Below are 25,439 nucleotides of genomic sequence, written 5' to 3' on the forward strand. Positions count from 1 at the left end.
CCGGACCCGCTCCCAGGATGTACCGGTGTGCGCTCAGCTCACGCTGAGCGCCGTGTCGTCGAGGACGAACGACGTCTGCAGGGTGGAGCCCTCCGTACCGGTGAACCTGACGCCGACCGACTGTCCGGCGTACGTGGTACCGAGGTTGAAGGTCCGCTGCGTGAAGCCCGAGGCGGCGGTCAGGTTCGAGTACGTGGCGAGGGTCGCCAGCACGGTGCCGGAGCTGTTGACGACCTGGGCCTTGAGGGTGTCGTACGCGGTGCTCGTGGTCGTCTCGGCCGTGTCGACGTGGAGGTAGAAGCTCAGGGTCGCGGAGCAGCCCGAGGGGATCGTGACCGACTGGGAGAGCGTGTCGGTGTTGGCCGAGCCGTAGCCGTTCAGCCAGGCCTTGTACGAACCGGTACGGGCCGCCTCGCCGGAGTCGTCGGTGATCACGCCGCTGGTCGCGGTCCAGGACGTCGCGCCGGACTCGAACCCCTGGTTGGCGAGCAGTTGGGCGGCCGTGCAGGTCCCGCCGCCTCCACCGCCACCGCCGCTGCTGGTGCCGACGAGCCAGTCGGTGGCGTTGAGGGCGAGTGCGGCGTTGGTGGCGCCCGTGTCGTTCCAGCCGTCGTAGAGCGTGTTGCCGGACTGGCCGGTGCCGTCGTCGATCGGTGAACTGTCGCCCCAGAAGGCGACCTTGCCGCTGCCGAAGGTGCTGGTCGCGAAGAACGCGCCGGTGTTCCCGGAGTAACCGGTGCGGTACAGCAGGCCCTTGACGGCCGCGTTGTCGGCGGGCTTGAGGGTGACCGTCGTCCCGCTCGCGATGAGGCTCTTGGTGACGGTGCCGTGCGCGCCGTGCAGGATCGCGTCGGTGCTGTCGCCGACCGCGGCGGGGTAGTCCGAGCCGATGCTCAGCGAGTCGATGGAGAAGCCGAACGGATCGGTGCTGTCGACGCTGTTGTTGCTCATCAGGTCGTTGAGGACCTCGACCGCGTCGTATCCGTCGTTGTTGCGGTCGGCGCCGGTGTGGTCGGAGATCATGAACAGGCCGCCGCCGTTCTTGACGAACGTCATGATGGCGGTCTTCTCGGCGGTGGTGAAGAGCGTGTTGGGCTCAGGCAGGACCAGTTCGTCGAAGTTCGACAGGTCGGTCGCGGCCGTGCCGCCGTGGGTGAGGCTCGATCCCGAAGGCAGCGTCTTGAGGCTGTAGTCGCCCGTCTTCTGCAGGGCGACGCCCCACGAGGACAGAGCCCCGGTCCAGTCGGTCTCGGCGGACGGGGTCGAGTCCTGGCCGAGGGGGTCGGGCTGGCTGGTGGAGATGATCCAGTCGGCGTTGCCCGCGGTCTCGGCGTGGCCGTTGTCGAACAGGACGCGGTGGGGGGTGGCCGCGTGGGCGGGGGTGACGGTCGCCGCCTGGACGGCGGCGCCCGTGACGAGCAGTCCGAACACGGCGAGTGCCGTGGTGATGCGGGGGGATCTTCCGAGTCCGAGCATCCTGCAAACCTCCGTCGGGGTGGGGAGAGGCCGTGCGGGCGCCAAGTCTGCGCGCGTAGAACGGTAGTTGACCGTCCCCGGCACGGCAGGCGTTTGAACGGTACATGACCAAACCATGGGCCGCCGGGAGCATCGGCCGCTCTGTGACACGGCGACCGGCCCCGAGCGGACTGGCTCCCGCCCGCAGAGGGCAGACACATAACGGCGAGAGACCGACCTGGAGGGGCGGAGATGGAGATCTCAGGCATCATCAGCGCCATCGTCATCGGCATCATCATCGGCATACTGGGCCGGCTCGTCGTGCCGGGCCGCCAGCGCATCGGCATCCTGCTGACGATCGTGGTCGGCATCGTGGCCGCGTTCATCGGATCGGGCGTGGCCGCCGCGTTCGGCGTGGCCGACACCAAGGGTGTCGACTGGATCGAGTGGCTCATCCAGATCGGCCTCGCGGCCGTGGGCGTCGCGGCCCTGGACCGGACGAGGGCGCGCCGCTGAGCAGGCGCCACCGACACGACGGGAGTCCGCACGAGCGGTCCCGGCGGCCGTTCGCCGGTCCGCCTGGACCGCTCGTGCGGGCTCCCGTCAATTCCGTTGCGGAGCGCTCTCCCGTGCGGCTACGTTCTGCGGGCTTCCCACCCGCACGCCCGACACCCCGGAGCGACCTTGCCGCCACGCATCACCCCGCTGACCGATCCCGAGCCCGCGGCGTCGAGCCGGCGCCTGGCCTGGCTGGCCTCGGACGCCGAAGGAGCGCCGCTGGGTTCGGCGTTCGTCCGGCTGTTCACCGACGAGGGCCGGCATCACCTCGCCGAGCTGGAGATCGCCGTGCACCGCGCCGAGCGGCGCCACGGCGTGGGCGGTGCCCTCCTGGACGCCGCGACGGCGGCGGCGCGGGCCGACGGACGGCGGTCACTGGTCGCCCAGGCCACGACCGGCTCCCCCGGTGACCTGTTCCTCGCCGCACGGGGCTTCAGCCAGGTGCTGGCACTGACCTACGCGCGGCTCCCGCTGCCGGACCTCGACCTCGCACAGATCTACGGGATCGCCGAACGCCCGCATCCGGGCTACGAGTTGACGCACTGGGACGGTGTGGTCCCGTCGGCGCTCGCGGCCGGCTTCGCCCTGTCGCGGCGGGCCATGGACGACATGCCGATGGAGGAGACCGACCACGGGACCGTCGTCTGGGACGTGGACCGGGTCGTGGCCGTGGCCGAGGTCGTCCTCAAGCGCGGCGAGGCCCTGCACACGGTGGCCGTGCTGGACCGCTCGGACGGTTCGGTCGTCGGGTTCTCGGAGCTCGTGGTGCCCGGCGACGGCCGGGGCGACGCGCAGCACTACGGGACGGGCGTGCTGCCCGAGCACCGGGGCCACGGGCTCGGCCTGTGGATGAAGGCGGAGTCGATCCGGCTGGCCCGTGAGCGGTATCCGGAACTGACGGGCCTGCTCACGGACACGGCCGACAGCAACGCACCGATGCTCGCGATCAACGACGCCCTGGGCTACCGGCCGACGCACCGGGCCGTGGAGTACCAGCGGGTTCTGTGACGTGCTCCCCGGGCGGGACGCGTGAGCCACCCGGGGCCGGGCCCCCTGACATGCCGTGACGCCCCGCCCGGCCCGAGCGGCCCGGCCCCTGCTCAGACCGCCGCCCTGAGTGCGGCGAGGCCGTCCCGGCTCGACGCGTGCAGGGGCGTCCAGCCCAGCTCACGCTCAGCCTTCGCCGAGGTGGCGCGCAGCGCCGTCCGCATCATCACGTGCGCGTACGACAGTGGCCGCATCGTCCACAGCGGTACGGTCATCGGCCTCGGCAGGCCGAACTCCAGGGCCGCGGCGCGGACATGGGCGGCGAAACCGAGCGGGGTGCGGTCGGTGACGTTGTACGCCTCCCCGGGGCGGCCGCGGTCCATCGCGGCGGCCACCGCTCGTGCCGCGTCGGCCAGGTCGACCCACGGCAGCACCCGGCCGTGGTCGTCGGCCACGGGGAGCTGCCGCCGGCGCAGCATGGGCAGCAGGGCGTCCGTGCCTCCGGCGCCGTAGAACAGGCCGAAGCGGAGGGCGATCCCCTCCATGTCCGTGGCGCCAAAGGTGAGTTGCTCCTTGATGCGCATGGCGGCGATGTGCTGCTCCAGCGCGGGTGTGGTTCCTGGAGGGCCGTAGGGATCGTCCTCGGTGAGGACGTGGTCGCCGTGATCGCCGTATCCGTAGCCGAAGACCATCGACTCGGCGATGATCCGGCGGGCGCCGGTGGCTCGGGCGGCCTCGACGAGGTGGGCGGTGCCGTCGACGCGCAGGGCGTCGGTGGCTCGCATGTCCCGGTGGCGCAGAGGCGCCTTGCTCAGGGCTGTCGCGGCCAGGAACACGGTGTCGTAGTGCCGGCCGTCGACGGCGCGCAGCGTCGCCTCGCGGTCCAGGACGTCGGCGCGGACCTCGTTGGCCGGGCCCCGGCCGAGGCCGGTGACCGTGTGGCCCGCCTCGGTCAGTGCGCGGGTGATGTGCCGGCCGAGGACGCCGCTCGCGCCGGCCAGGAGGATGTTCTGGTGCGTGGTCATGCCGATGCGACGGACCGTGGGGGCCGGAATGTGACATCGGCGCCTGCCGCACCGGCACCGCGACGGGCGTCACCCCTCGTGGACGTACGGTGTCGTCGTGGTGAGCGGCTGGAAGCCGAGTCGGGCGAGAACGGGGCGGCTCTGGCTGGAGGCGTCGACCTGGACGTAGCGGTAGCCCCGGTCCGCCGCGACGCGGGCGCGATGGGCGACCAGGGCGCGGTAGATGCCGCGGCCGCGCCAGGCCTCGACGGTGCCGCCGCCCCACAGTCCGGCGAACCGCGCTCCGGGCAGGAGTTCCATGCGGGCCGCGCTGACCGGGACGTCGCCGGCCAGGGCCACGACGGCGACCACGGTGTCCGCGTCGCCGGTGAGCTGCGCGAGCAGCTGGTGACGCAGGCGGGTGCTGTCCGTTCCGAAGGCCTGCTGGTGGACCTCGGCCACGAGGTCCACTCCGGCGCGGTCGGTGACGGGCAACAGACGGACGCCCTCCGGTGGTTCGGCGTCGAGGGTCAGATCGCCCAGCTCGGCGATCATCAGTGTCTCCTCGGGCTGGGCGGTGAAGCCCGCTCCCTGCAGCCGCCGGCCGAGGTCCTCGGGACGATCGTGTCCGTACAGCTTCCACTCGAACTCCCGGCCGAGGCCGGTGAAGTGGCGTATCTGTTCGGCGACGGCCTCGTCGGCGTTCGTGCCGTCGAGGTCGGACCAGATCACCCCGTTCCATCCGCCCTCGGCCCCGACCTGGCGCACCACACGCCCGGCGCGTTCGATCCGGGCGCCCGGCGCGTCGGGGCGTGCCGACTCCCGCATGTCCCGGTCGAACAGGGCAAGTACCGCTACGTGATCCATGGGCTCACTCCAGCACCCCGGGACCTCCGGGGCAACGGAGATTGCGGGCCGCGGGCCCTGGCGGAGTGCCCGGCACCCGCCGCGCGGCCCGGGCCGGGGACGCCGACGCCCGGGCGGACCCCTCGTCGGGTTCCGCCCGGGCGCCCCCTCGAGTGCGCCGGGATCAGCGGGTGACGGTCAGTTCCTGGTGCGGTGCGGTGCTCGGCGGTGTCGTCCTGACGCGGCGCAGGCCGGTCAGGCTGACGAACACCAGGGAGAAGACCCCGGCGGCTGCGAACGCGGTGAAGCCGGCCGTGGTCGAGCCGGTGGCGAGGAGCTGCCCGCCGAGCCAGGGACCGAAGACGGCGCCGAAGCGGCCCATGCCCGAGGTCCAGCCGACCGCGGTGGCGCGGTTGTCGTCCTCGGAGCGGTGCGCCACCGTCGCGTAGATCATCGCCTGTGCGCTGAAGAGGAACAGGCCGGTCAGGAAGACGACGGTGTAGGTGAGGGGCAGCGGCATCTTGACGCTCAGCGAGTAGATGCCGACGGCCGTCGCGCCGAACCAGATGGCGGAGATGAGCGAGCCGCCGAACCGGTCGGTGAGCCGGCCGCCGATCAGCATGCCGACGATGCCGCCGAGGTTGATGACGATGACGAAGCCGATGGAGGAGCCGAGGTTGTAGCCGTTGGCCTTCATCAGCGAGGGCAGCCACTGGGAGACGCCGTAGACGAGGAGGAGGCCGCCGAAGGAGGCGAGCCAGAAGAACAGGGTCTCGACCCACTGGCCGCCGCGGAAGAGGGCGGCGAGGGCGCTGAAGCGGTCGGCCGTGGCCCGGCGTTCCGTGTCGCGGGCGGCGAGGTCGACGCCGTAGCGGTCGGCGAGCGCGCGAGCCTCGTCGGTGCGGCCCTTGGCCTGGAGGAAGGCCATCGACTCGGGCAGGAACCGGACGGCCAGCGGGACGCCGACGAACAGCGGTATCACGCAGATCCAGAACGAGATCCGCCAGTCGCCCGTCCCGAGCGCGACGAATCCGGCGACGATGCCGCCCGCCTGGTGTGCCGTCATCAGAGAGCCCACGATCAGGGCGCGGTGACCTCGCGGGGCGTACTCGGTGACCATCGTGATCGCGCTGGGCAGCAGACCGCCGAGGCCGAGACCGGCGAGGAAGCGGCCGAGGCTGAAGACGCCCAGGCTGGACGCCGAGGCACAGACGGCGGAGGCCAGGGAGAACACGGCGGTCGACACGACGATCGTCTTCTTGCGGCCGACCCAGTCGCTGACGGTGCCGGAGGACAGGGCGCCGATCAGCATGCCGAAGGTGGCGTAGGAGCCGACGTCGCCGGCCTTGCCGGGGTCGATGCCGAGCGCCTTCGTCTCCAGCATGTGCGGCAGCACGGAACCGTAGATGAACATGTCGAGGCCGTCGAAGAGGACGACCAGCCAGCAGAGGCCGACGACCAGTGCGGCCATTCTGCTGCCGCCGCGCGCGGGCAGGGCGAGGGAGGAGGACATCGTTGTTTCCTCTCGTCCAGGAGGTGTGGGCCCTGGAAGGGGATCGGGGATGCGGGTCGGCGCGGCTCGTGCGGCCGACCCGGCGATGCGCTAGACGCTAAGGAGTGAACTCCAGAGTGTCAACGCTTTTGTCAACAATCCAGGGAGGAATCAGGCCACCCTCGCGACGGTGCCACGACCAGCTGAGAAGCAGATGAAATGGGCGCGGGCGGCACACGGTCCGGTGCCGCCCGTACACCCGTACTGGCCTGTTCTGTTCGCTCAACCGATCGGTCGACAACGGCTGTCCTGAACCTCGCCGTGAACGACCGCTGGGGCGTGGACGACCGTCGAGCCGTGGACGACCGCCGGTCCGGGTGGGCGGACCCTTCAGCCGATGGGCGGCGTTCCGTGGGTGTGGAAGGACTCGATGGTCTTCAGCCCCCAGGCCTGGCCTTTCTTCCGCTCGTTCTCGGTCCAGGTCACCAGAGGCCAGTCGGGGGCGAGGACGAGACGGGTGAGCGGGTTGCACAACTCGACGCGGTTGCCGCCGGGTTCGTACACGTAGAGGAAGAACGTCTGCTGGATGGCGTGCTTGTGCGGGCCCGTCTCGATGAACACGCCGGTGTCCAGGGCGAGATCGGCGGCGCGCAGGATGTCCTCGCGGGTGTCGGTGGCGAAGGCGATGTGGTGCAGCCGTCCGTTCGACCCGGTCCAGTCCTCCGTGTACACGATGTCGTACGACTTGTTGCTGAACGTCAGCCACTGTGCGGCGATCCTGCCGCTGTCGAGCTGGATCTGCTCGGTCGGGCGGGCCCCGAGCGCGTCCCGGACGAAGTCGCCGCTGGCCGCCACGTCGGCGGCGAGGAAGTTGACGTGGTCCAGACGTCGCACTCCGACGCCGTGACCGGGCTTGGCCTGGGGCTGGTTCTTCAGGCCCGGCTTCAGGTGGTCCGGCGCGCGGTACCACTCGCTCTCCCAGTACAGGGCGAGTTCGTGGCCGTCGGGGTCGGTGGTGACGAAGACGGGGCCGATGCCCGGCTCGTCGTCGGTCCAGCGGCCCTCCCGCCCGGTGCCCTCGATCTCCTTGACCCGGCGCTGGAGGGCTTCCTCGCTGGAGGCGCGCAGGGCGGTGCGGCGGATGCCCGAGGTGGAGTGGGCGGTGAGGGTCAGGCTGTGGTGCTCGTAGTCGTCCCAGGTCCGCAGGTGGACGGAGTCGCCGGAGCGACCGTTCTCGGTCAGGCCGAGGTAGTCCGTGAAGAACCGGACGCTCGCGTCCAGGTCGGGGGTGAGCAGTTCGACGTGCCCGAGGTGGGCGATGTCGCCGAGCGGCGGGGCCATGGGGCCTCCTCAGGGTTGATGTGCGGCTCCGGCCGGCCGGGGGAAGACCGTGCCGTCGAAGATCTTGCGTGCGGTGCGGACGACCGCGGTGCGCCCGGCCTCGGGGACGCCTCCGGGGCCGTGCGCGAGGCCGGACTCGATGTCGAGGAATCCGGTCGGGTGCTCGATCCGCAGCCGGTCCCCGCGTTCGGGCAGCCGGGCCACGGTTCTGCCGACGCCGCCCTCCACGCGCAGCCCGGCGGCGACGCTCGCGGCGCCGAGGACGCCGATGGAGGTGTGGCAGCGCACCGGGATGAACGTGCGGGTGGTGACGGCTCCCCCGGCGCGCGGCGGCGCCAGCAGCGTCACCTTGGGCACGGTGGCGTTCTCGACGTCCCCGAGGCCCATCAGCTTGCCCGCCTCCAGGCGGATCTCGCGGAGCCGGTCGGCCAGCGCGAGATCCTCCTCCAGGTCCTTGGGAGCCTCGTAGCCGCTGACGTCCAGCGAGGCCGCGGCGACGAGCACGGTGGGCATCCCGTTGTCCACGCAGGTCACGGCGGTGCCGGCGACGGTGTCACGAGCGTGGCCGGTGGGCAGCAACGGGCCGCTCCCCCGCGGGAACTCGACGACCACCGGCGCGGCGGTCCCCGGCACCCCGGAGATCTCGGCCGAGCCCGCGTAGACGACGCGCCCTTCCTCGGTGGGGAAGCTCACGACCGCCAGGTCACCGGAGTTGACCATGCGGATCCGTACGGAGGTATGTCCCCGGCCCGGCTCGACGAGACCGCGCTCGACGGCGAACGGGCCGACTCCCGCGAGAAGGTTGCCGCAGTTCTGACGGTCCGACACCTCCGCCCGGTCGACGCCCACTTGGAGAAACAGGTAGTCGATGTCGGCGTCGGGGCCGGCGGAGACCGAGACGACGGCCACCTTGCTGGTCAGCGGGTGCGCGCCGCCGAGGCCGTCGACCTGACGCGGGTCGGGGCTGCCCATCACGCGCAGCAGCAGGTCGTCGCGCTCCGCCCGTTCCGCGGGGAGGTCCCCGGCCAGGAAGTAGGCGCCCTTGGACGTGCCGCCGCGCAGGAGCATGCAGCGCAGCTCCTCGGGCCCGCTCACGGCGCGGCTCCGTCCCGGACGTAGGCCTCGTAGGGCGTGTAGGTGACACCGAGGCGGGCCAGGGTGTCACGCAACCCGTAGCGGTCCAGGCCGAGTTCGCCTTCCTGGAAGGCCGCGCGGGCCAGTGCCTCCTTGCGCTCGCGGGCCTCGGCCGCCTCGGCGGTACGGCGGGCGTCCTCACGGGGTACGCACACCACGCCGTCGTCGTCGGCGAGGATCACGTCACCGGGCCGGACGATCTGGCCGCCGAGGACGACCGGGACGTTCACGGAGCCGCCGGTCGCCTTCACCGTGCCCTGCGGGCTGACCGCGGCGGCCCAGGCGGGGAAGCCCATCGTGCGCAGTTCGCCGGTGTCGCGGACGCCGGCGTCGATGACCAGGCCGCGTACACCGCGCCGTTGGAGCGCGGTGGCGAACAGTTCGCCGAACATGCCGTCCGTGGAGGGGGACGTGGTGGTGACGACGAGGACGTCACCCTCGCCGCACTGCTCCACCGCCGCGTGGATCATGAGGTTGTCGCCGGGCCAGGAGAGCACGGTGACCGCGGTGCCGGCGACGCGGATGCCCTGCTGGACGGGGCGCAGCCGGGTGCCGAGCAGGCCGGTGCGGCCCATCGCCTCGTGCACGGTGGCGGTGCCGTACGTGGCGATCGCGTCGACGTCCTTCGGGTCCGCCTTCGGTGGGCCGGTGACGATCACGCCGCTCATGCCAGCTCCTTCGCGATCTGCGGGTAGGGGCGCATGTACGCCTCGGCCATGGTCCGGTGGGCGAGACCCAGGTTGGGCCCGGCGTTGCGCTTGAGCTGCACCCCGCGGCGTACGGCCAGGTCGGTGTAGTAGTCCCACAGGTGCTGCTGGGCGCCGAGGCACTCCATGGCCCGGCGCTTGGTCTCCCACACCTCGGTGATGTCGAGCAGCACTTCGGGCCGGAAGCCGCTCATCTCGGGCTGGTGGGGTTCGAAGTAGAAGACGGGCGGGGCGCCGATGATCTCGCCCTCGCCGGGGTAGCCGATGGCCTGGGCGAGGACGCGGGCCTCCAGCGCCATGCGGTTGGCCGCCGGGTGGTCGCCGTTGTACGGGTCCTCGGTGGGGTGGGTGAGCACGACGTCCGGCTGGGTCGCGCGGTAGACCGCCACCAGACGGTCGGTGAGCTCGGCGGTGGGGGTCAGCGGGTAGTCGCCCGCGTCGAAGAAGCGGATCTCGGCGCCGAGGGTGGCGGCGGCCTTCTCCGCCTCCTCGCGGCGTATCGCCTTGATCTCCTCCAGGTTCCGGCCGGCGCGCCACGCCTTGGCGGACTCGCCGCGCTCGCCGAAGGTGAGGCAGGCGATGGTGACCTCCTCGCCCCGGGAGGTGGCCAGGGCGATGGCGCCGCCGGCCCGCCACACGAAGTCTCCGGCATGCGCGGTGACGACCAGGGTCGTCCGTGCGGAGGGTGCACCCCGGCCCGGTGGGGCCGTGGGTTCCGGGGAGGCGGGCGCGTCGCCGAGCGTCATGGCAGAGATCTCCTTGGTGGACAGGTGCGCGCCCGCCTCGGATGTCCGTCGTGCCGCGCGTCGCCGCGCGGGACGTCAGTCGCGCAGCGCTTCGATCACGCTGCCGAGGTGGGCGCGGACGGCCGCTTCGGCCGCCTGGGGGTCCCTGGCGCTGATCGCCTCGATCATGGCCAGGTGTTCACTCAGGGACTGCTGCGCACGACCGGGACGCAGCGCCAACTGGAAGCGATGGCGCACCAGTTGGGCGTTGAGCCGTTCCAGGAGTTCAACGGCCGTCCGCTGGCCGGAGATCTCCCTGATCCGGGCGTGCACTTCGTGGTTGAGCTCGGAGTAGGTCAAGGGCTCGCCGTCGGCGACCGCCTTGGTCATCGCGGCGCCCAGCTCGGCCAGTTCGGCCAGCTGGTCGTCGGTCGCCGCGACGGCCGCCTTGGCCGCGCAGAGTCCTTCGAGTGCCATCCGGCACTCGGTGATGGCGACCGCCTCTTCGACGGTCACGACCCGGACCCGCGATCCGCGGTTGCGGATGCGCTCGACCAGTCCCTCCGTCTCCAGCTCGATCAGCGCCGCCCGGGTGCTGGCCCGGGTGACACCGAACTGCTCGGCGAGTTCGTTCTCCACCAGCCGCTGGGCCGGTGCCATCTCTCCGCGCAGAATCGCCTGCCGCAACTGCACCAACGCGTGCTGCTTGGCCTGCTCGCCGGTGCCTGGACGGGCTTCCTTCTGCATTGCGCCCTCCCTGAGTGAGTGCCTGTCGAACGTAAATCTAGACCAACAAGATTGTCAACAATTTTGTTCGGTATGTTGCCGACATGCCGCACCCCGGCGGCCGGTCCGCCCCCGCACCGGGAACGGCCCCGTCTCTCCGCGCGCCGGAACACGGAAGGTGTTCCGGCGCGGCGGTTCCGTCACGTCGGGCGGGAGCGACGCCCCCGCCCTCATTCACCGGGCCGCGCCCCCCGCCGAGGCCGTCGGACTCGGCGCCGGTGCCGGTGCGAGGCCCGTGGGCCGGGTCGTGAAGACACCCCGGCCCTGGGTCCGGCTGCGCAACCGGGTCGCGTAGCCGAAGAGTTCGGCCAGCGGCACGGTGGCGGTGAGGACCGCCGCACCTCCGCGGGCGAGCGAGCCCGTTACCCGGCCGCGCCGCGCCGCGAGGTCGCCGAGCACTCCGCCGACCGCGTCCCCGGGCACGGTGACCGTGACCTCGACGACCGGTTCCAGCAGCTGCATCGCACAGGCGCGCAGTGCCGCGCGGAGCCCGAGCCGGCCCGCCGTACGGAACGCCATCTCCGACGAGTCCTTGGCATGGGTCGCCCCGTCGGTGAGCGTGACGCGCAGTCCGGTCACCGGGTGACCGCCGAGGGGACCCTCGGCGAGCGCGTCCCGGCAGCCGGCCTCCACGGCGCGGACGTACTCCTGCGGCACCCGTCCGCCGACCACGGCCGAACGGAACACGAAGCCCGCCGCGCCCCCTTCGGCGCCGTCCGGGGCGGTGGTCCCGAGCGGCTCGACATCGAGCACGACATGGGCGAACTGCCCCGCGCCGCCGTCCTGTTTGACGTGCCGGTACACCAGACCGGACACCCCGCGGGCCACGGTCTCGCGGTAGGAGACGCGAGGCCGCCCGACGGCGACGTCGAGCCCGTGAGCACGCCGGACCTTCTCCACCGCGACCTCCAGATGCAGCTCTCCCATACCGGACAGCAGTGTCTGACCGGTTTCCGCGTCCGTTCGGACGACCAGCGAGGGATCCTCCTCGACCAGCCGTGTCAGGGCCGACACCAGACGGCCGGTCTCGGTGTTCCCGCGCGCCTCGACCGCCACGGACACGACGGGATCCGCGACGGCGGGCGGTTCGAGGAGCAACGGCGCCGCCGGGTCGCAGAGTGTCGCCCCGGCACGGGCGGACTTCGGCCCGATCACCGCGACGATGTCACCGGCCACGGCGCGCTCCAGTTCCGCGTAGCGGTCGGCGCGGACCCGCAGGATCCGTCCGACGCGTTCGGTGCGTCCCGTACCCACGTCCGTCACCGCCTGTCCCTTCTCCACCGTGCCCGCGTACACCCGCAGGTACGTCATCCGTCCGGTCGCCGTGGCGTTCACCTTGAACACCAGCCCGGCGAACGGGGCTTCCGGGTCCGCCGCCCGTTCCTGCTCCGCCCCGCCGTGCGTACCGCGTACGGCGGGCACGTCGAGCGGCGAGGGCAGATACGCCACCACCGCTTCCAGCAGGGGTTCGATCCCCCGGTTGCGGTAGGCCGAGCCGCACAGCACGACGACACCCTCGCCGGTGCGGGTCAGGTCGCGCAGGGCGGCGGCCAGGGTCTTTGCGGAGACCGTGGACCGGGTGCAGAACTCCTCCAGAGCCCCTGGGTGGAGGTCGGCCACCGCCTCCTCCAGGAGCCGGCGGCGTCGGTGCGCCTCCTCGGTCAGCGTCTCGGGCACCGGCCCCTCCTCGGCCGACTCGGCTCCGTCGGCCCACACGTGGGCGCGCATCCGCAGCAGGTCCACCACTCCGGTGAAGGCGTCCTCGGTGCCGATCGGCAACTGGACGACCAGGGGCGCCGGATGGAGCCGTTCACGGATCGACGCGACCGCCGTGTCCAGGTCGGCGCCGGCGCGGTCCAGCTTGTTCACGAAGGCGATTCTCGGAACTCCGTGCCGGTCGGCCCGCCGCCACACTGATTCGCTCTGCGGCTCCACGCCGGCGACGGCGTCGAACACCGCGACGGCACCGTCGAGGACGCGGAGCGAGCGCTCCACCTCGTCGGAGAAGTCGACGTGGCCCGGGGTGTCGATCAGGTTGATCCGGTGGCCGTCCCAGGCGCAGCTGACGGCCGCGGCGAAGATGGTGATGCCGCGGTCGCGTTCCTGGGGGTCGAAGTCGGTGACGGTGGTGCCGTCGTGGACCTCGCCGCGTCTGTGGGTGGTCCCGGTGGCATAGAGGATCCGTTCGGTGACGGTGGTCTTGCCGGCGTCGACGTGGGCGAGGATGCCCAGGTTGCGGACGGCGGTCAGGGAGTCGGTGAGGTGTCGGTGCAGGTGGGTACGCACGGCCCTTGGCCTTTCGGACGATCCGGAGCGGGTCGGCGCGATTCCCGTACGACACGCCTGTGAACAGGCGGTTGAGGGCCTTTGGCCGGCAGGAGTACGGCGACCGGACGTGCGGTCACCGCCGTGCGGGCGGAGGTCAGAAGGTCGTCACGGGCATCCGGTTCCGGCCGCGCAGCCGGTTCCGGGCTCCCGGAGACACGAGGATCACCTCGAACTGTGACCGGGGAACGACGACAGCGGTGCGGTAACGCATGGCCCGTCTCCCCTCGTCGGTCACGACACGCGGCGCCGGGCGGGCGGCGCGTGATTCCGTGGCGAGTGTAGGGAGTTGGGAGGCCCGGGCGCACCACCATTTCCCGGCCCGGTGTCCGATCCGGACCACGGCCCGGCGCACCCGGCCCCCGGCCGCCCGCACCCCGTCGTCACCGATCCCGGGCGTGCCGCCTCAAGTACGCCGCGTGGGGCGCTCGTTCAGCCTCGGTACGCCGGGCCGGGTCCGCTCGGGCCAGGGGCCTCGCGATACGTTCGACCTGGCCCGGCCCGCCGGTCGGGCGGCACGTCCTCAACATCGGGATCGGGATGGTCATGCGCGAGGAAGCGATCGTCGAGGCAGCCGCCGGAGTCCATCTGGTGCACGGCAGCGACACGAACTGGGTGGTGCTCAGCGAAGGCGAGTCGGTCACCCTGATCGACACGGGGTACCCCGGCGACCGCCCTGAGCTGCTGGCGTCGCTGGCGGTCCTCGGTCACCGGCCCGAGGCAGTGACCGCCGTCCTCATCACGCACGCGCACACCGACCACCTCGGTTCCGCCGAGTTCCTGAGCGGCGCGTTCGGGACACCCGTTCTGCTGCACGAGGACGAAGTGCCGCACGCGCGGCGCGAGTTCCTCCACCAGGTGGGTATCGGCGAGGTGATGCTGCAGGCGTGGCGTCCCGGTGTGCTGCCCTGGGCGGTGCGCGCGCTGCGCTCCGGCGGGAAGGCGGACGTCCGCATGGCGAAGCCGGAGGCGTTCACCGGAACGGAGCCGCTCGATCTGCCCGGCCGCCCCGTCCCGGTGCACACGCCCGGGCACACCCCCGGCCACTGCGTCTTCCACCTGCCGGACGCGGGCGTCCTGATCTCCGGCGACGCGCTGGTCAGCGGTCATCCGACGTCGCGGACCCGAGGCCCGCAACTGCTGCCCGCCATGTTCGACACCGAACGCGCCACCGCCCTCGGCTCGCTGCGGCACATCGAGCGACTGGACGCCGACGTCCTGCTGCCGGGGCACGGGCCCGTGCACCGCGGCCCGGTCGGCGAGGCGGCCCGGCGCGCGCGGGAACTCGCCGGCTGACCGGCGGCGGCAGGCGACTCAGCTCTCTGCCGGGGTCCGTTCCGCGCGACGGGCGCTAGCCGAGTTCCAACGTGGTGACCCCGTGGACGCGTTCCGTCGCGAAGGGCCGGACCGGGCCGGTGTACATGCGGGCCGTCTCGAACGAGGGGGCGAGGCCGAGCTTCTCGACGAGCGCGACGGCCGGGGCGTTGGTCTCGGGCACGTCGATGGCGAGCGCCCTGCCGTCGGCGCCGGCGCCCAGCGCGGCGAACAGGGCCCGGGCGTCGTCGGCGGTGTCCGCGAACAGCGGCCCGACGCGCAGCGCGTCACGTGCCGGACGGAGCACGGCGTATCCGGTCGGCCGGCCGTCGTCGGCGTGCCGTACGAAGGTGCGGTGGCCGGGTGTGGTCAGCCAGGACGCCAGGAACGCCGGCCGGTCGGCGGGGGTGCACGCCCCGTCGTACGCGACGATGGCCGCGTGGTCGGCGGGCCCGGCCTGTCGTACTCCCGACGGTTCCTCGCCGGGCGGCACCACACCGCCGAACCGGACGGTGCGGTGGGCGAGTTCGAACCCGGACTTGCGGTAGTTGTCCTGCTGCGCGACCACTCCGTCGAGGCCCACGGTGCGGCCGCCCGCGTGGGCGAGGGCGGCCTTCCAGGTGGCGAGGCCGTAGCCGTGTCCGCGCACATCGGGGCGTACGAGGTAGAAGCCCAGGAAGGCGTAGTGCGCGCCGTGGTTGACCACCGAGATGGCCGAGACCGGCTCACCGTCGACCCGCCCGACGAAGAACCCCTCGGGGTCCTGGGCGAAGAAGCTCGCGCTGTCGGACAGCCCCGGATTCCACCCCTCGTCCGCCGCCCAGCCGGTGACCACAGTCCAGTCCGCGGGCGAGGCCTGGGCGACGACGAGGCCGTCGGGTCCCGGAGAGGTCATGGAGGCGCTCCAATGCGTGGGGGTCACGGAGTGCGCCCGCCGGACGCACGCGCAGCATCCTTGCCGATCTCCGTGTCGATGGCAGCGACGAGCCCCTCGTACGCGACGGGATTCGGCCAGCCCGCGGGACGTCCGCACGGTGTCGCCCGGACGGCGGAGAGGCACTCGGCCGAGACCAGGACGGGGGCAAGTCGGACGGGGGACGAGAGGGAGGCCCCGCCGGTCACCCGTCCGGTGGGGCCTCCTGTCCGCGATCGGTCAGCGCACCGCGGCGGGGCGGAACCGGCGGAACATGACCGCGCCGCCCAGCAGCATGGCCGCGCTCGCCGCGATAGCGGGCAGCGTCCCGTCCGCACCGGTGTGGGCGAGGGTGGCCTCGGAGGCACCCATCGTCCGCAGCTCGCCCGGCACGGCGGGCTCGGGGTGCTCGGCCGGCGGGGCGACGGACGGCCTCGGAGCCGGGTTCCCGGGCCGCGAGGGCTCGGGCCGCTCGCCCGAGGTGTTGGTGGACTCGTTCCCCACGGAGGCGTTGCCGAGGCCGACCACCGTCACGGAGTTGCCACTCACGTTGACGGGGAGGTGCACCGGCAGTTGCAGACCGTTGCCGGAGAGCAGGCCCGGCGAGTTCTCCGCACCGCCGTGGGCGACCGCGCCGCCCCGGTCGTTTCCGGCGGCCCCACCCGTGTGGCGCCCGCCGGCGTCACCATGGGCGACCGGCGGGACGCTCCGCCGGGTGCCGGACGATCGGGTCGGGGCCCCGCCGCCGCTCTCGTCGGCACAGCGGTTGCCGGCGGCCGGGTTGAGCAGACCGACGACGTTCACCGTGTTCCCGCACACGTTCACCGGAACGTGGACCGGAAGCTGCACGGTGTTGCCCGAGATCACCCCGGGCGATCCGGCCGCGGTGCCGTCCGCCGCCGAGTCGGCGTGGGCCGGCATGGTCGCGGCCAGCGCGCCTGAGGCGGCGGCCGCGGCGATCAAACCATTTCGGGTCACCCGTTTCATAGGTTCACTGCCTTCCAGACAAGGTCACGGGCACTCACCCGCACTGCCTAAAACGCACAAGACCCATCCGAGTTATGGCTAAACGGTCTTTCACCCCATCGAGCGTCAGACATATCGAACTGCCACCGTGACCCGTCCGAGCGAACCGGTCACGCAGAGTAGGGCACGCCGAGCGGTCCCGCGCGCTCGGCGGGCCGGAAGAGTCCGCCCGGAGGCGTGCCTCCGTGGCCGCGCCTATCGTGATCCAGGGGGTACGCCGGTCCACCGCAGGGCGACCCTGGAGGCTTGCATGCTGTCCATGCACCAACGCTGCGCGGTCGTGGGAACCGCGACCGCGACGCTGACGCTGCTGGCGGCGGGTCTGCCGACGACGGCGACCGCCGAGGATCCCGACCTGTCCCGGTTCTACCGCCAGAAGGTCGCCTGGGCGGCCTGCGACGGGGAGGGCATGCCCAAGGATCTGCAGTGCGGCAAGGTCACCGTGCCCCTCGACTACGGGAAGCCGGACGGCGGCACACTGGACCTGGCCCTGGCCCGCTACCGGGCGACGGGCTCCTCGCGCGGCTCGGTGCTGCTGAACTTCGGCGGGCCCGGTGGTGCCGGAATACCCCAACTCGCCCTGGGCGGGAAGGAGTTCATGGGACTGACCAACGGCTACGACGTGGTGACGTTCGACCCGCGCGGGGTGGGCCGGTCCTCGCCGGTCAGCTGCGGCGAGGGGGTCGACGACATATCCCGGGCCACGGACGACAGCGCGGAGGGCACCGACAGTGCCTCGGTGCGGTCGGCGCTCAAGGCGGTGAAGAAGGCCGCCGAGGAGTGCGCCCAGCACTCGGGTGCCGTCCTCCCCCACATCGGCACGGTCAACGCCTCCCGGGACATGGACGTCATGCGGCAGGCCCTGGGCGACAAGAAGCTCAACTACCTCGGCTTCTCGTACGGAACCCGGCTCGGCGCGGTGTACGCGGCCCAGTTCCCCAAGAAGACGGGCCGGATGGTGCTCGACGGAGTCGACACCCTCACCGAGCCGATCGCCGAGCAGGGACTGACCGGCGCCGAGGGCCAGCAGACGGCGCTCGACGACTTCATCACCTGGTGCACGCAGAACATGGCCTGCCCCTTCGGACAGGACGCCCGCAGCGCCCGTGAGCAGGTGGTCCAGCTCGTCGACTCGCTCGACGACGAGCCCGTGCCGTCGGACTACGGCCAGGAGTTCTCCGGGCAGGACCTGGTGGGGTCGATCAGCCAGGCCCTGTACAGCAAGGAGATGTGGCCCTCTCTCGAACAGGCGCTGAGCCTGCTGATCCAGGACGGCGACACGCACGGACTCACCCAGCTCTCCGGCGGCGCCTCGCTGCCCGACGTGTCGGCTCCCGTCCGGGAGAAGGCCGGCCACCGGGAGAACGCCCGGGACAAGCAGAAGCACGGTGGACTCGTGGACGACGAGGAAGTCCCGCTCGACAACCTCCCGGCCGCCCTGATGGCGATCAACTGCGCCGACGACCCCGATCGCCCCAGCGCCGACGAGATCACCCGTGACATGGGCAAGCTGCGCGCGGCCTACGAGGAGGCGTCCCCGGTCTTCGGGCAGTACCGGCTCACCCAGGTCCTGATGTGCTATGGCCGGGCCAAGGGCACCGACTACATCCGCGACGACGTCCGCGACGTGAACACCTCGAAGATGCTGCTCGTCGGCACCCGCGGGGACCCCGCGACGCCGTACCGGTGGACGCAGGAGACCGCCGAACGGCTCGGCTCCGCGGCGGTCGTGCTCGACAACAAGGGCGAGGGGCACACCGGATACGCCTCCTCGAAGTGCGTGCACCAGAAGGTCGACGACTACCTGCTGTACGGCTCCCTGCCGGACAGCGGCAGTTCCTGCGGCCCGGAGGACACGGACGACTGACACCTGGCGGCGCCCCGCGGGCAAGGACGGTCGCGGCGGCCCCCGCCCGGTCCGCCGCACCCCGAACGGCCCAGGCACCTCCCCCGGACTTCACGCCCCGCCGACTCCGACGCCGGGCAGCGCACGGACACCAGGCCAGGACACGGACACGCTCGGACACGCACGTGGACAAGCCGGGTACAACCTCTCGTACCCGCCGAAGGTCACACTGGGCAAGCACCGGCCCGCCGACCGGACGGGCCGCACCCGCACCCGCACCCGCACCCGCAGCCGCACCCGCACCCGCACCCGCACCCGCACGTGACCACACAGCAGGGGGAACACCACCGATGCGTATCCGACCCGTACTCGCCGTACCCGCCGTCGCCGCCGCACTGCTCCTCGCGGCCTCCGCAAGCACCGCGGTGGCCGCGCCGTCCAGTCCGGCCGGCGCCCCGTCCCCGAAGGCCGCGGCACCCGCGAAGTGCACCGCGAAAGCCCTCAGCCTGCGGGCGGAACGGTCGTCGGACGCGCGTGTCCTGCACCTCCGCGTGACCAACCGATCGGCCCGCGCCTGCACGGTCGACCGCATCCCCACCGTCACCTTCGGCGACCTCGACGGGGCCGCCCTGCCGAAGCCCGCCGGGGAGAGCGGTCCGTACCGGCTCCCCGCGGGCCGGACCGCGTACGCGTCCGTGCTGACGATCGCCGACCGGGCCGATCCGGAGGCCCGCCGGGTCCGTTCGGTCACCGTCTCGGCCGACCCCTCGCTCGCCGGCCGGTCCTTCACGGCGCGTGAGCTGGGCGCCGGCGCCACCGTCCGGGTGTGGGAACCCGTGACGACGTGGTGGAAGCCGTCCGTGGCCGCCGCCGACAGGGCGCTCGGACTCCGCTGACCCGACGTGCCGAGCGTGCGCGGACGTCCGCGCACGGCGGAAGCACGAATCCGATCATGGCCGTCGGCCACGGCACCCGTGTGGTCGGCGGGCGTCCCGGTCGGCGGCTTTCGCCCCCATGGGTTTGACTCGGGGGGTGCGCCGGATGATCTCTCTGCTGCTCGTCGCCCTCGGTGCGGCCGGGGCGCTGCTCCTGGTGGGCGCCGTCTCGGCGTGGTGGTGGTGCGCGGCGGGCCCGCTGCTGGCACTGACCGCGCTCGGCGGCTGGGACCTGGCGCAGCGCCGCCACTCCGTGCTGCGCAACTATCCGCTGCTCGGCCATCTGCGCTTCCTCCTGGAGGTGCTGCGCCCCGAACTCCAGCAGTACTTCGTCGAGCGGAACTTCGACGGGCGGCCCTTCGACCGCGAGGTCCGCAGCATCGTGTACGAGCGGGCCAAGGGGGTCGAGGCGGAGGAGCCGTTCGGCACGGAGCGTGACGTGTACGAGGACGGCTACGAGTTCCTGGAGCCGTCGATGCGCCCCGTCGAGGTGCCCGAGGAGCCCCCCGTCGTGCGAGTCGGTGGCCCGGACTGCACACAGCCCTACGACATGGCCCTGCTCAACGTCTCCGCCATGAGCTTCGGAGCCCTCTCGGCCAACGCCATCCTGGCCCTCAACAGGGGTGCGGCGCTGGGGGGTTTCGCGCACGACACCGGCGAGGGCGGTCTGTCGGACCACCATCTGCGGGGCGGCGGCGACCTCGTCTGGGAGATCGGCACCGGGTACTTCGGGTGCCGCACCGCCGAAGGAGGCTTCGAGGCACGGGAGTTCGCGGACAAGGCCGCGCTGCCCGAGGTGAAGTGTGTGTCGCTGAAGCTCTCCCAGGGCGCGAAGCCGGGGATCGGCGGGGTGCTGCCCGGGGCGAAGGTGAACGCGGAGATCGCGCAGGCACGCGGTGTGCCCGAGGGCCGGACCGTGGTGTCGCCGCCGTACCACCGGGTCTTCTCGACGCCCCGTGAGCTGGTGCGGTTCATCGCGCGGATGCGGGAGCTGGCGGGCGGCAAGCCGACCGGATTCAAGCTCTGCGTCGGTTCGCGGCGTCAGTTCCTGGCCGTCTGCAAGGCGATGCTCGCCGAGGGGGTGACGCCCGACTTCATCGTCGTGGACGGATCGGAGGGCGGCACGGGGGCGGCGCCCCTGGAGTTCGCCGACAACATCGGCACGCCGCTGACCGAGGGGCTGATCACGGTGCACAACGCGCTGGTCGGCACCGGGCTGCGCGACCGGATCCGGATCGGCGCGAGCGGCAAGGTCGCGACCGGCTCGGACATCGTCAAGCGGCTCCTCCAAGGCGCCGACTACACGAACGCGGCCCGCGCGATGATGTTCGCGGTCGGCTGCCTCCAGGCCCAGCGGTGCCACACCAACACCTGTCCCGTCGGTGTGGCCACCCAGGACCCGCGCCGGGTCCGCGCACTGGACGTGGCCGACAAGTCCGAGCGGGTGCACCGCTACCAGCGCGCCACCGTGCGCAGCGCGAGCCAGATCATGGCCGCGATGGGCGTACGCGATCCGGCCGAACTCACGCCCCACCGCCTGCTGCGCCGCATCGGGCCGACGACCGTACGGACCTACGCGGAGCTCTACGAGTGGCTGGCGCCCGGGGTGCTCCTGGCCGATCCTCCACTGTCCTGGGACGCGGACTGGGCGGCCGCCGACCCGGACACCTTCTGACGTCGGACGGCGGCGACCGGCGACCGGAGCGGGGCGAGCGGCCACACGCACCAAATGCCCGATAAGTGGATCCGCCCTATGGTGCTCGTATGGAGCACGCACTCAGCCCCGCGACCCTGACCGAGCTGCGCCGGCCGCGGCCCTATCCGGCGGTGTCGGTGCTGACGCCGACCCACCGCCGCGAGCCCGACAACGCCCAGGATCCGGTGCGGCTGCGCAATGTCGTGGCCGAGGCCAGGAAGCAGCTGGAGGCCGACCCGGCAGTCACCCGCGAGCTGCGGGCGGACGTCGTCGAGCAGCTGGACCGGGCGGTCGCCGAGATCGACCTGGCCCACGCCGAGGAGGGTCTGGTGATCTTCGCGGCCCCCGGCGAGCACCAGGTCTGGTCGCTGACCCGTTCCGTGCCGGAGCGGGTCGTCCTGTCGGACACCTTCCTGACCCGCAACCTCGTCGCGGCCCAGGCCGCCGAACGTCCGTTCTGGGTGCTCTCGGTCTCCGCCGACCGGGTCACGCTGTGGAACGGCGGAGCCGACCGGGTCACCGAGGAGCACCGGGGCGGCTTCCCGCTCACACGGAGCCTGGAGGACCCGGACGCCGAGCGCAAGGAGCGCGTCGGCGACCTGCCGAGCACCTTCCGCGACGAGCGGACCCGGCAGTTCCTGCGCGACGCGGACACGGCGATGAGCGCGGTCCTGCGCGAGCACCCGCGACCGCTGTACGTCACCGGCGACGCCGCCGCCCTGTCGCTGCTCGACGAGATCGGCACGGTCACCAAGGAGGGCGGCCACATCGCGCACGGCGGCCTGGCGAACGGGTCGCCCGACGCCGTCTGGCAGGCGGTCCGCCCGATGATCGCCGCACAGGCGCGGAAGTCCGCCGACGAGGTGGCCAGGGAACTGGACTCGGCGCGCGGTCGCAAGGAGTTCGCCGCCGGGGTCGACGAGGTGTGGCAGAACGCGGCCGACGGCCGGATCAGGCTGCTCGCCGTCGAGGAGAACTACCGCGCCACGGTCCGCGACGACGGGGACCATCTGGTCCCGGCCGCCGGCGGTGACCTCGACGCGCGGGAGGACATCGTCGACGAGATCGTCGAGCGCTGCCTGGAGACGGGCGCCGATGTCCGGTTCGTCCCGGACGGGGGCCTGGGTGACGCGAAAGGCATCGCCGGGGTGCTGCGTTATTGATCTCTCCGGCCGACAATCGGATCGCCGGGACGAACGATCCGAGCTGTCGTCGGAGAGGTGCGCAACACGTGAGTGAGCTGTTGGGTGTGGCGGTACTGGGTGCCGGACACATGGGAGCCGACCACATTCGTCGGCTCGACCGGGCGGTGAGCGGCGCCAGGGTGGCCGCCGTGGCCGATCCCGACACGGCACGGGCGGAGGAGGCCGTGGCGGGCATCGACGGGGTGTCGGTGCATACGGAGGCGGAGGCGGCGCTCGACGCGCCCGGCGTCGACGCCGTACTGATCGCCTCCCCCGGTCCCGCGCACGAGGAGGCCCTGCTCGCGGCGTTCGCGCGCGGCCTGCCGGTGCTCTGCGAGAAGCCGCTGGTGCCGGACTCGTCCGGTGCGCTGCGGGTGGTGGAGGCGGAGGTCCGGCTCGGGCGGCGGCTGGCGCAGGTCGGCTTCATGCGGCGGTACGACGCCGAGTACGAGCGCCTCAAGTCACTGCTGGACAGCGGGCGGCTCGGCCGCCCGCTCATGCTCCACTGCACGCACCGCAACGTCGCCTCACCGCCTCACTTCACGTCGGCGATGCTGGTGAACAGCTCCGTCTCGCACGAGATCGACGCGGCGCGCTGGCTGCTGGGCCAGGAGCTGACGGCGGTGACCGTGCTCCGTCCGCGGCCGGCCTCGAACGCCCCCGAGGGCTTGCTCGACCCGCAGTTCGTGGTGTTCGAGACCTCCGGCGGCGCGCTGGTCGACGTGGAGATCTTCGTCAACTCGGGGTTCGGCTACCAGGTGGCGTGCGAGGCGGTCTGCGAGACGGGCAGCGCCCGCGTCGGGGACGAGCGCACGATGTCCGTGACCACGGCCGCCGGCCGGCACGAGGAGGTGGCGCGGGACTACCTCGTGCGCTTCGCCGACGCCTACGACCGTGAGGTACGGGCGTGGGTCGACGCCACCCGGGCCGGCCGGGTCACCGGCCCCGGTGTCTGGGACGGGTACGCGGCGTCCGCAGTCGCCGAGGCGGGTGTCCGGGCGCTGGAGAACGGCGGCCGCGTGGCCGTCGACCTCGCTCCGCGCCCGGAGCTGTACGCGTGACCGGCTGATCAGCCGCTGACGCTCGCGGCGCCGGTCTCGATGTGCCCGGTGAACCGGCGCGACCAGGTGGTGTCGGAGTCGACGGTCACGGTGAAGTCGTACCAGCCGTTCTGGTAGGCGACCGCGTTGAAGAAGTCCTCCGCCGAAGCGCCGGCGGCGACGGTGTACGTCCAGGGGCCGTCACCGCGGTAGTGGGTGGAGGTCACGGTGAACTTCACCGACGCGGCGGAGGAGTTGGCCATCTTGAGGTAGAGGGCCGTCTTTCCCGTGCCGGGCTCGGTCGCGTAACGGGAGGCCACCTCGGCCGACCTGCCCGCCTTCGTGGCGTCGCCCCTGAAGCGGCGCAGGAAGCGGTTGGGGCCGACCATCGAGAAGTCGTACTTTCCGTCGCCGTACCCGGTGCCGATGCTGAAGGAGTCGGTGGCGGTCCCGCCCGCGTCGACGGTGTACTGCCAGGGCGTGGTGTCGCGGTAGGCGTTCGGGTGCAGCGAGAAGTGCGCGGCCCGCTTGGCGGGGGTGCCCTGGTTTGCCATGGTGAACCAGGCGAGAACCTTGCCCGCGGCCCCGAACTCCAGGTGGTCCAGGTAGCCGTTGGGCTGGTACGGCAACGCCCGGGCGGGCCGGGTGCCGGACTCCTGGACGGGCATCGCGTTGGTGGCGGGCACCGGGTTGGGCAGCGGGCCGCAGGTGGCCATGCCGATGACGCTTGTGGCGGGCAGCGCGGGAGTGCCGTGGACGGGGTTCGCGAAGTCGAAGACGCCGGTCAGGTCGCCGGTGACCTTGCGTCGCCAGGCACCGATGTTGGGGCAGGCCGCGGGCTTGCCGAGGGCTCCGGTCCAGGTCTCCAGGAAGCGCAGCACGGAGGTGTGGTCGAAGACCTCGGAGGAGACCCAGCCGCCGCGCGTCCAGGGCGAGATGACGAGCAGCGGGACGCGGAAGCCGAGCCCGTACGGGACACCGTTGAGGAACTCCCCCGCGGTGCCGGCGGGCGGCGCGGGCGGCGGCACGTGGTCGAAGAAGCCGTCGTTCTCGTCGTAGTTGAGGAACAGGACGGTGGAGTCGAAGACGTCGGGGTCGGCTGCGAGGGCCTTGTACACCAGGTCGACGAAGTGGGCGCCGTCGCCGGGCGGGGCGTAGGGGTGCTCCGAGAAGGCCTGGTTGGCGACGACCCAGGACACCTGCGGCAGGGTGCCGGCGACCACGTCGGCCCTGATGGCGGCGGCGATGTCGTCGGGCGTGGAGCCGGTGACCCTCGGGACGGACGCCATGCCGCGGTCGTACAGGGGGTCGCCGGCCTTGGCGGAGGCGAACTTCTTGAAGTAGGCGCAGCCGTTGTCGCCGTAGTTGTCCTGGGCGTTCTGGTAGACGTTCCAGGTCACTCCCGCCGCATGGAGCGCCTCGGCGTAGTTCTGCCACGTGAGTCCGGACTCGTCGCCGCCGTCGTAGCTGGAGCCGTCGACCTTGCCGCTCCACAGGTAGGTGCGGTTGGGGCCGGTGGCGCTGAGCGTGGAGCAGAAGTAGGCGTCGCAGATCGTGTAGTTGTCGGCGAGCGCGTAGTGGAACGGGATGTCCGTGCGGTCGAGGTAGCCGAGCGAGCGGACGTTGCCGACGCCTGAGACCCAGGTGTCGAGCCGTCCCTTGTTCCAGGCGGAGTGCTGGGAGGTCCAGGAGTGCGGGAGGTCGCCGTTGCACTGCGCGAGGGTCGCGCCGTCGGCGCCGCCCGCCGCGGGTGTGGAGCTGAGCTTCCACGGGAACTGCCGGCCGGCGCCGTTCGGCTGGTTGAAGACCGGGTAGCCGCCGGACAGCGTGATGCCACTGCGGTCGTCGAAGCCGCGGACGCCCTTGAGGCGCCCGAAGTAGTGGTCGAAACTGCGGTTCTCCTGCATCAGGACGACGACGTGCCGTACGTCCGTGATGGTGCCGGTGGCGGCCGCCGCGGTGGTGGTCGCCGCCGCGGGTCGCGCTGAGACGGCCATCGTGGTTCCGGCCGCCACGGATGCGCCGAGCCCCACGAAGCCTCTTCGGCTGATCGGTGTCATTCGCCCGCCCTCGTCACTGAATGGAGTGCCCCTGTGGCACACCGCGCGCAAGCGTGCACCGGGTG

At 72.2% G+C, this 25,439-nt stretch carries 21 protein-coding genes; 8 read left to right on the plus strand and 13 right to left on the minus strand.

Annotated elements, in window-relative coordinates:
- Positions 1 to 33: 33 nt before the first annotated feature.
- Positions 34 to 1,476 (minus strand): hydrolase, encoded by a 1,443-nt coding sequence (locus tag ACIRQH_RS16190; RefSeq protein ID WP_404226303.1) that lies wholly within the window; start codon positions 1,474 to 1,476, stop codon positions 34 to 36.
- Positions 1,477 to 1,707: 231 nt separating this feature from the next.
- Here ACIRQH_RS16190 and ACIRQH_RS16195 point away from each other — a divergent pair, with 231 nt between their 5' ends.
- Together ACIRQH_RS16195 and ACIRQH_RS16200 are read left to right on the plus strand one after the other, a co-directional pair.
- Positions 1,708 to 1,971 (plus strand): GlsB/YeaQ/YmgE family stress response membrane protein, encoded by a 264-nt coding sequence (locus ACIRQH_RS16195; protein WP_355884296.1) that lies wholly within the window; start codon positions 1,708 to 1,710, stop codon positions 1,969 to 1,971.
- 168 nt (positions 1,972 to 2,139) lie between these two features.
- Complete coding sequence (locus ACIRQH_RS16200; protein WP_404226305.1) at positions 2,140 to 3,021, plus strand: GNAT family N-acetyltransferase; 882 nt, start codon at positions 2,140 to 2,142, stop codon at positions 3,019 to 3,021.
- A 92-nt stretch (positions 3,022 to 3,113) separates the two neighbouring features.
- Here ACIRQH_RS16200 and ACIRQH_RS16205 read toward each other — a convergent pair whose 3' ends face one another.
- From ACIRQH_RS16205 to fusA, 9 genes are all read right to left on the minus strand, one after another.
- Positions 3,114 to 4,025, minus strand: coding sequence for an NAD-dependent epimerase/dehydratase family protein (locus ACIRQH_RS16205; RefSeq protein WP_404226307.1), 912 nt, complete (start codon positions 4,023 to 4,025; stop codon positions 3,114 to 3,116).
- 69 nt (positions 4,026 to 4,094) lie between these two features.
- On the minus strand, positions 4,095 to 4,871 hold the full coding sequence (locus ACIRQH_RS16210; RefSeq protein ID WP_404226309.1) for a GNAT family N-acetyltransferase: 777 nt from the start codon (positions 4,869 to 4,871) through the stop codon (positions 4,095 to 4,097).
- Positions 4,872 to 5,034: 163 nt separating this feature from the next.
- Positions 5,035 to 6,363, minus strand: a complete 1,329-nt coding sequence (locus ACIRQH_RS16215; protein ID WP_388872868.1) for an MFS transporter — start codon at positions 6,361 to 6,363, stop codon at positions 5,035 to 5,037.
- Between the two features lie 369 nt (positions 6,364 to 6,732).
- The gene (locus ACIRQH_RS16220) at positions 6,733 to 7,683 is read right to left on the minus strand and encodes a catechol 2,3-dioxygenase (RefSeq protein WP_388872871.1); all 951 of its coding nucleotides are present in this window, start codon (positions 7,681 to 7,683) and stop codon (positions 6,733 to 6,735) included.
- Positions 7,684 to 7,692: 9 nt separating this feature from the next.
- Positions 7,693 to 8,778 carry a 4-oxalomesaconate tautomerase gene (locus ACIRQH_RS16225; RefSeq protein ID WP_388872874.1) on the minus strand — a complete coding sequence of 362 codons (1,086 nt, stop codon included), beginning with the start codon at positions 8,776 to 8,778 and terminating at the stop codon, positions 7,693 to 7,695.
- Positions 8,775 to 9,485, minus strand: coding sequence for a 4-carboxy-4-hydroxy-2-oxoadipate aldolase/oxaloacetate decarboxylase (locus tag ACIRQH_RS16230; RefSeq protein ID WP_388872877.1), 711 nt, complete (start codon positions 9,483 to 9,485; stop codon positions 8,775 to 8,777). The genes ACIRQH_RS16225 and ACIRQH_RS16230 overlap by 4 nt, the downstream gene beginning before the upstream one ends.
- Entirely contained in the window at positions 9,482 to 10,270 is a 789-nt protein-coding gene (locus tag ACIRQH_RS16235) for a PIG-L deacetylase family protein (protein WP_358822395.1), read from the minus strand. Before ACIRQH_RS16235 ends, ACIRQH_RS16230 begins: the two co-directional genes overlap by 4 nt.
- A gap of 75 nt (positions 10,271 to 10,345) precedes the next feature.
- The gene (locus tag ACIRQH_RS16240; protein WP_388872883.1) at positions 10,346 to 10,996 is read right to left on the minus strand and encodes a GntR family transcriptional regulator; all 651 of its coding nucleotides are present in this window, start codon (positions 10,994 to 10,996) and stop codon (positions 10,346 to 10,348) included.
- A 213-nt stretch (positions 10,997 to 11,209) separates the two neighbouring features.
- The gene (gene fusA / locus ACIRQH_RS16245) at positions 11,210 to 13,321 is read right to left on the minus strand and encodes an elongation factor G (protein WP_404226313.1); all 2,112 of its coding nucleotides are present in this window, start codon (positions 13,319 to 13,321) and stop codon (positions 11,210 to 11,212) included.
- A 585-nt stretch (positions 13,322 to 13,906) separates the two neighbouring features.
- On the opposite strand from fusA, the gene ACIRQH_RS16250 reads away from it, so the two are divergent.
- Positions 13,907 to 14,656, plus strand: a complete 750-nt coding sequence (locus ACIRQH_RS16250; protein WP_388872889.1) for an MBL fold metallo-hydrolase — start codon at positions 13,907 to 13,909, stop codon at positions 14,654 to 14,656.
- Positions 14,657 to 14,711: 55 nt separating this feature from the next.
- Here ACIRQH_RS16250 and ACIRQH_RS16255 read toward each other — a convergent pair whose 3' ends face one another.
- Together ACIRQH_RS16255 and ACIRQH_RS16260 are read right to left on the minus strand one after the other, a co-directional pair.
- Positions 14,712 to 15,569: a GNAT family N-acetyltransferase gene (locus ACIRQH_RS16255; protein ID WP_388872892.1), complete on the minus strand. Its 858-nt coding sequence runs from the start codon at positions 15,567 to 15,569 to the stop codon at positions 14,712 to 14,714.
- A gap of 258 nt (positions 15,570 to 15,827) precedes the next feature.
- Entirely contained in the window at positions 15,828 to 16,574 is a 747-nt protein-coding gene (locus ACIRQH_RS16260; RefSeq protein ID WP_388872895.1) for a chaplin, read from the minus strand.
- 289 nt (positions 16,575 to 16,863) lie between these two features.
- On the opposite strand from ACIRQH_RS16260, the gene ACIRQH_RS16265 reads away from it, so the two are divergent.
- The 5 genes from ACIRQH_RS16265 (at position 16,864) to ACIRQH_RS16285 (ending at position 23,335) form a co-directional block, all read left to right on the plus strand.
- Positions 16,864 to 18,480 carry an alpha/beta hydrolase gene (locus ACIRQH_RS16265; protein ID WP_388872898.1) on the plus strand — a complete coding sequence of 539 codons (1,617 nt, stop codon included), beginning with the start codon at positions 16,864 to 16,866 and terminating at the stop codon, positions 18,478 to 18,480.
- A 329-nt stretch (positions 18,481 to 18,809) separates the two neighbouring features.
- Entirely contained in the window at positions 18,810 to 19,355 is a 546-nt protein-coding gene (locus ACIRQH_RS16270) for a DUF4232 domain-containing protein (protein ID WP_404226316.1), read from the plus strand.
- A 145-nt stretch (positions 19,356 to 19,500) separates the two neighbouring features.
- Positions 19,501 to 21,069: an FMN-binding glutamate synthase family protein gene (locus ACIRQH_RS16275; protein WP_404226318.1), complete on the plus strand. Its 1,569-nt coding sequence runs from the start codon at positions 19,501 to 19,503 to the stop codon at positions 21,067 to 21,069.
- 89 nt (positions 21,070 to 21,158) lie between these two features.
- The gene (locus ACIRQH_RS16280) at positions 21,159 to 22,253 is read left to right on the plus strand and encodes a chemotaxis protein (protein WP_358818684.1); all 1,095 of its coding nucleotides are present in this window, start codon (positions 21,159 to 21,161) and stop codon (positions 22,251 to 22,253) included.
- 68 nt (positions 22,254 to 22,321) lie between these two features.
- A complete protein-coding gene (locus tag ACIRQH_RS16285; protein ID WP_358818683.1) occupies positions 22,322 to 23,335 on the plus strand; it encodes a Gfo/Idh/MocA family oxidoreductase in 1,014 nt (337 codons plus the stop codon).
- A gap of 8 nt (positions 23,336 to 23,343) precedes the next feature.
- On the opposite strand, the gene ACIRQH_RS16290 is transcribed toward ACIRQH_RS16285, so the two are convergent.
- Entirely contained in the window at positions 23,344 to 25,374 is a 2,031-nt protein-coding gene (locus tag ACIRQH_RS16290; RefSeq protein WP_404226321.1) for a phosphocholine-specific phospholipase C, read from the minus strand.
- Positions 25,375 to 25,439: the final 65 nt, after the last annotated feature.

The sequence above is a fragment of the Streptomyces sp. NPDC102279 genome (genome assembly GCF_044766365.1).
Lineage (GTDB): Bacteria > Actinomycetota > Actinomycetes > Streptomycetales > Streptomycetaceae > Streptomyces.

Bases quoted from the DNA above. Each gene is read 5' to 3' on its own strand.
- ACIRQH_RS16190 (WP_404226303.1), bottom strand. From the start codon at position 1,476: ATGCTCGGACTCGGAAGATCCCCCCGCATCACCACGGCACTCGCCGTG.
- ACIRQH_RS16195 (WP_355884296.1), top strand. From the start codon at position 1,708: ATGGAGATCTCAGGCATCATCAGCGCCATCGTCATCGGCATCATCATC.
- ACIRQH_RS16205 (WP_404226307.1), bottom strand. From the start codon at position 4,025: ATGACCACGCACCAGAACATCCTCCTGGCCGGCGCGAGCGGCGTCCTC.
- ACIRQH_RS16210 (WP_404226309.1), bottom strand. From the start codon at position 4,871: ATGGATCACGTAGCGGTACTTGCCCTGTTCGACCGGGACATGCGGGAG.
- ACIRQH_RS16215 (WP_388872868.1), bottom strand. From the start codon at position 6,363: ATGTCCTCCTCCCTCGCCCTGCCCGCGCGCGGCGGCAGCAGAATGGCC.
- ACIRQH_RS16220 (WP_388872871.1), bottom strand. From the start codon at position 7,683: ATGGCCCCGCCGCTCGGCGACATCGCCCACCTCGGGCACGTCGAACTG.
- ACIRQH_RS16230 (WP_388872877.1), bottom strand. From the start codon at position 9,485: ATGAGCGGCGTGATCGTCACCGGCCCACCGAAGGCGGACCCGAAGGAC.
- ACIRQH_RS16235 (WP_358822395.1), bottom strand. From the start codon at position 10,270: ATGACGCTCGGCGACGCGCCCGCCTCCCCGGAACCCACGGCCCCACCG.
- ACIRQH_RS16240 (WP_388872883.1), bottom strand. From the start codon at position 10,996: ATGCAGAAGGAAGCCCGTCCAGGCACCGGCGAGCAGGCCAAGCAGCAC.
- ACIRQH_RS16250 (WP_388872889.1), top strand. From the start codon at position 13,907: ATGCGCGAGGAAGCGATCGTCGAGGCAGCCGCCGGAGTCCATCTGGTG.
- ACIRQH_RS16255 (WP_388872892.1), bottom strand. From the start codon at position 15,569: ATGACCTCTCCGGGACCCGACGGCCTCGTCGTCGCCCAGGCCTCGCCC.
- ACIRQH_RS16260 (WP_388872895.1), bottom strand. From the start codon at position 16,574: ATGAAACGGGTGACCCGAAATGGTTTGATCGCCGCGGCCGCCGCCTCA.
- ACIRQH_RS16265 (WP_388872898.1), top strand. From the start codon at position 16,864: ATGCTGTCCATGCACCAACGCTGCGCGGTCGTGGGAACCGCGACCGCG.
- ACIRQH_RS16270 (WP_404226316.1), top strand. From the start codon at position 18,810: ATGCGTATCCGACCCGTACTCGCCGTACCCGCCGTCGCCGCCGCACTG.
- ACIRQH_RS16275 (WP_404226318.1), top strand. From the start codon at position 19,501: ATGATCTCTCTGCTGCTCGTCGCCCTCGGTGCGGCCGGGGCGCTGCTC.
- ACIRQH_RS16280 (WP_358818684.1), top strand. From the start codon at position 21,159: ATGGAGCACGCACTCAGCCCCGCGACCCTGACCGAGCTGCGCCGGCCG.
- ACIRQH_RS16290 (WP_404226321.1), bottom strand. From the start codon at position 25,374: ATGACACCGATCAGCCGAAGAGGCTTCGTGGGGCTCGGCGCATCCGTG.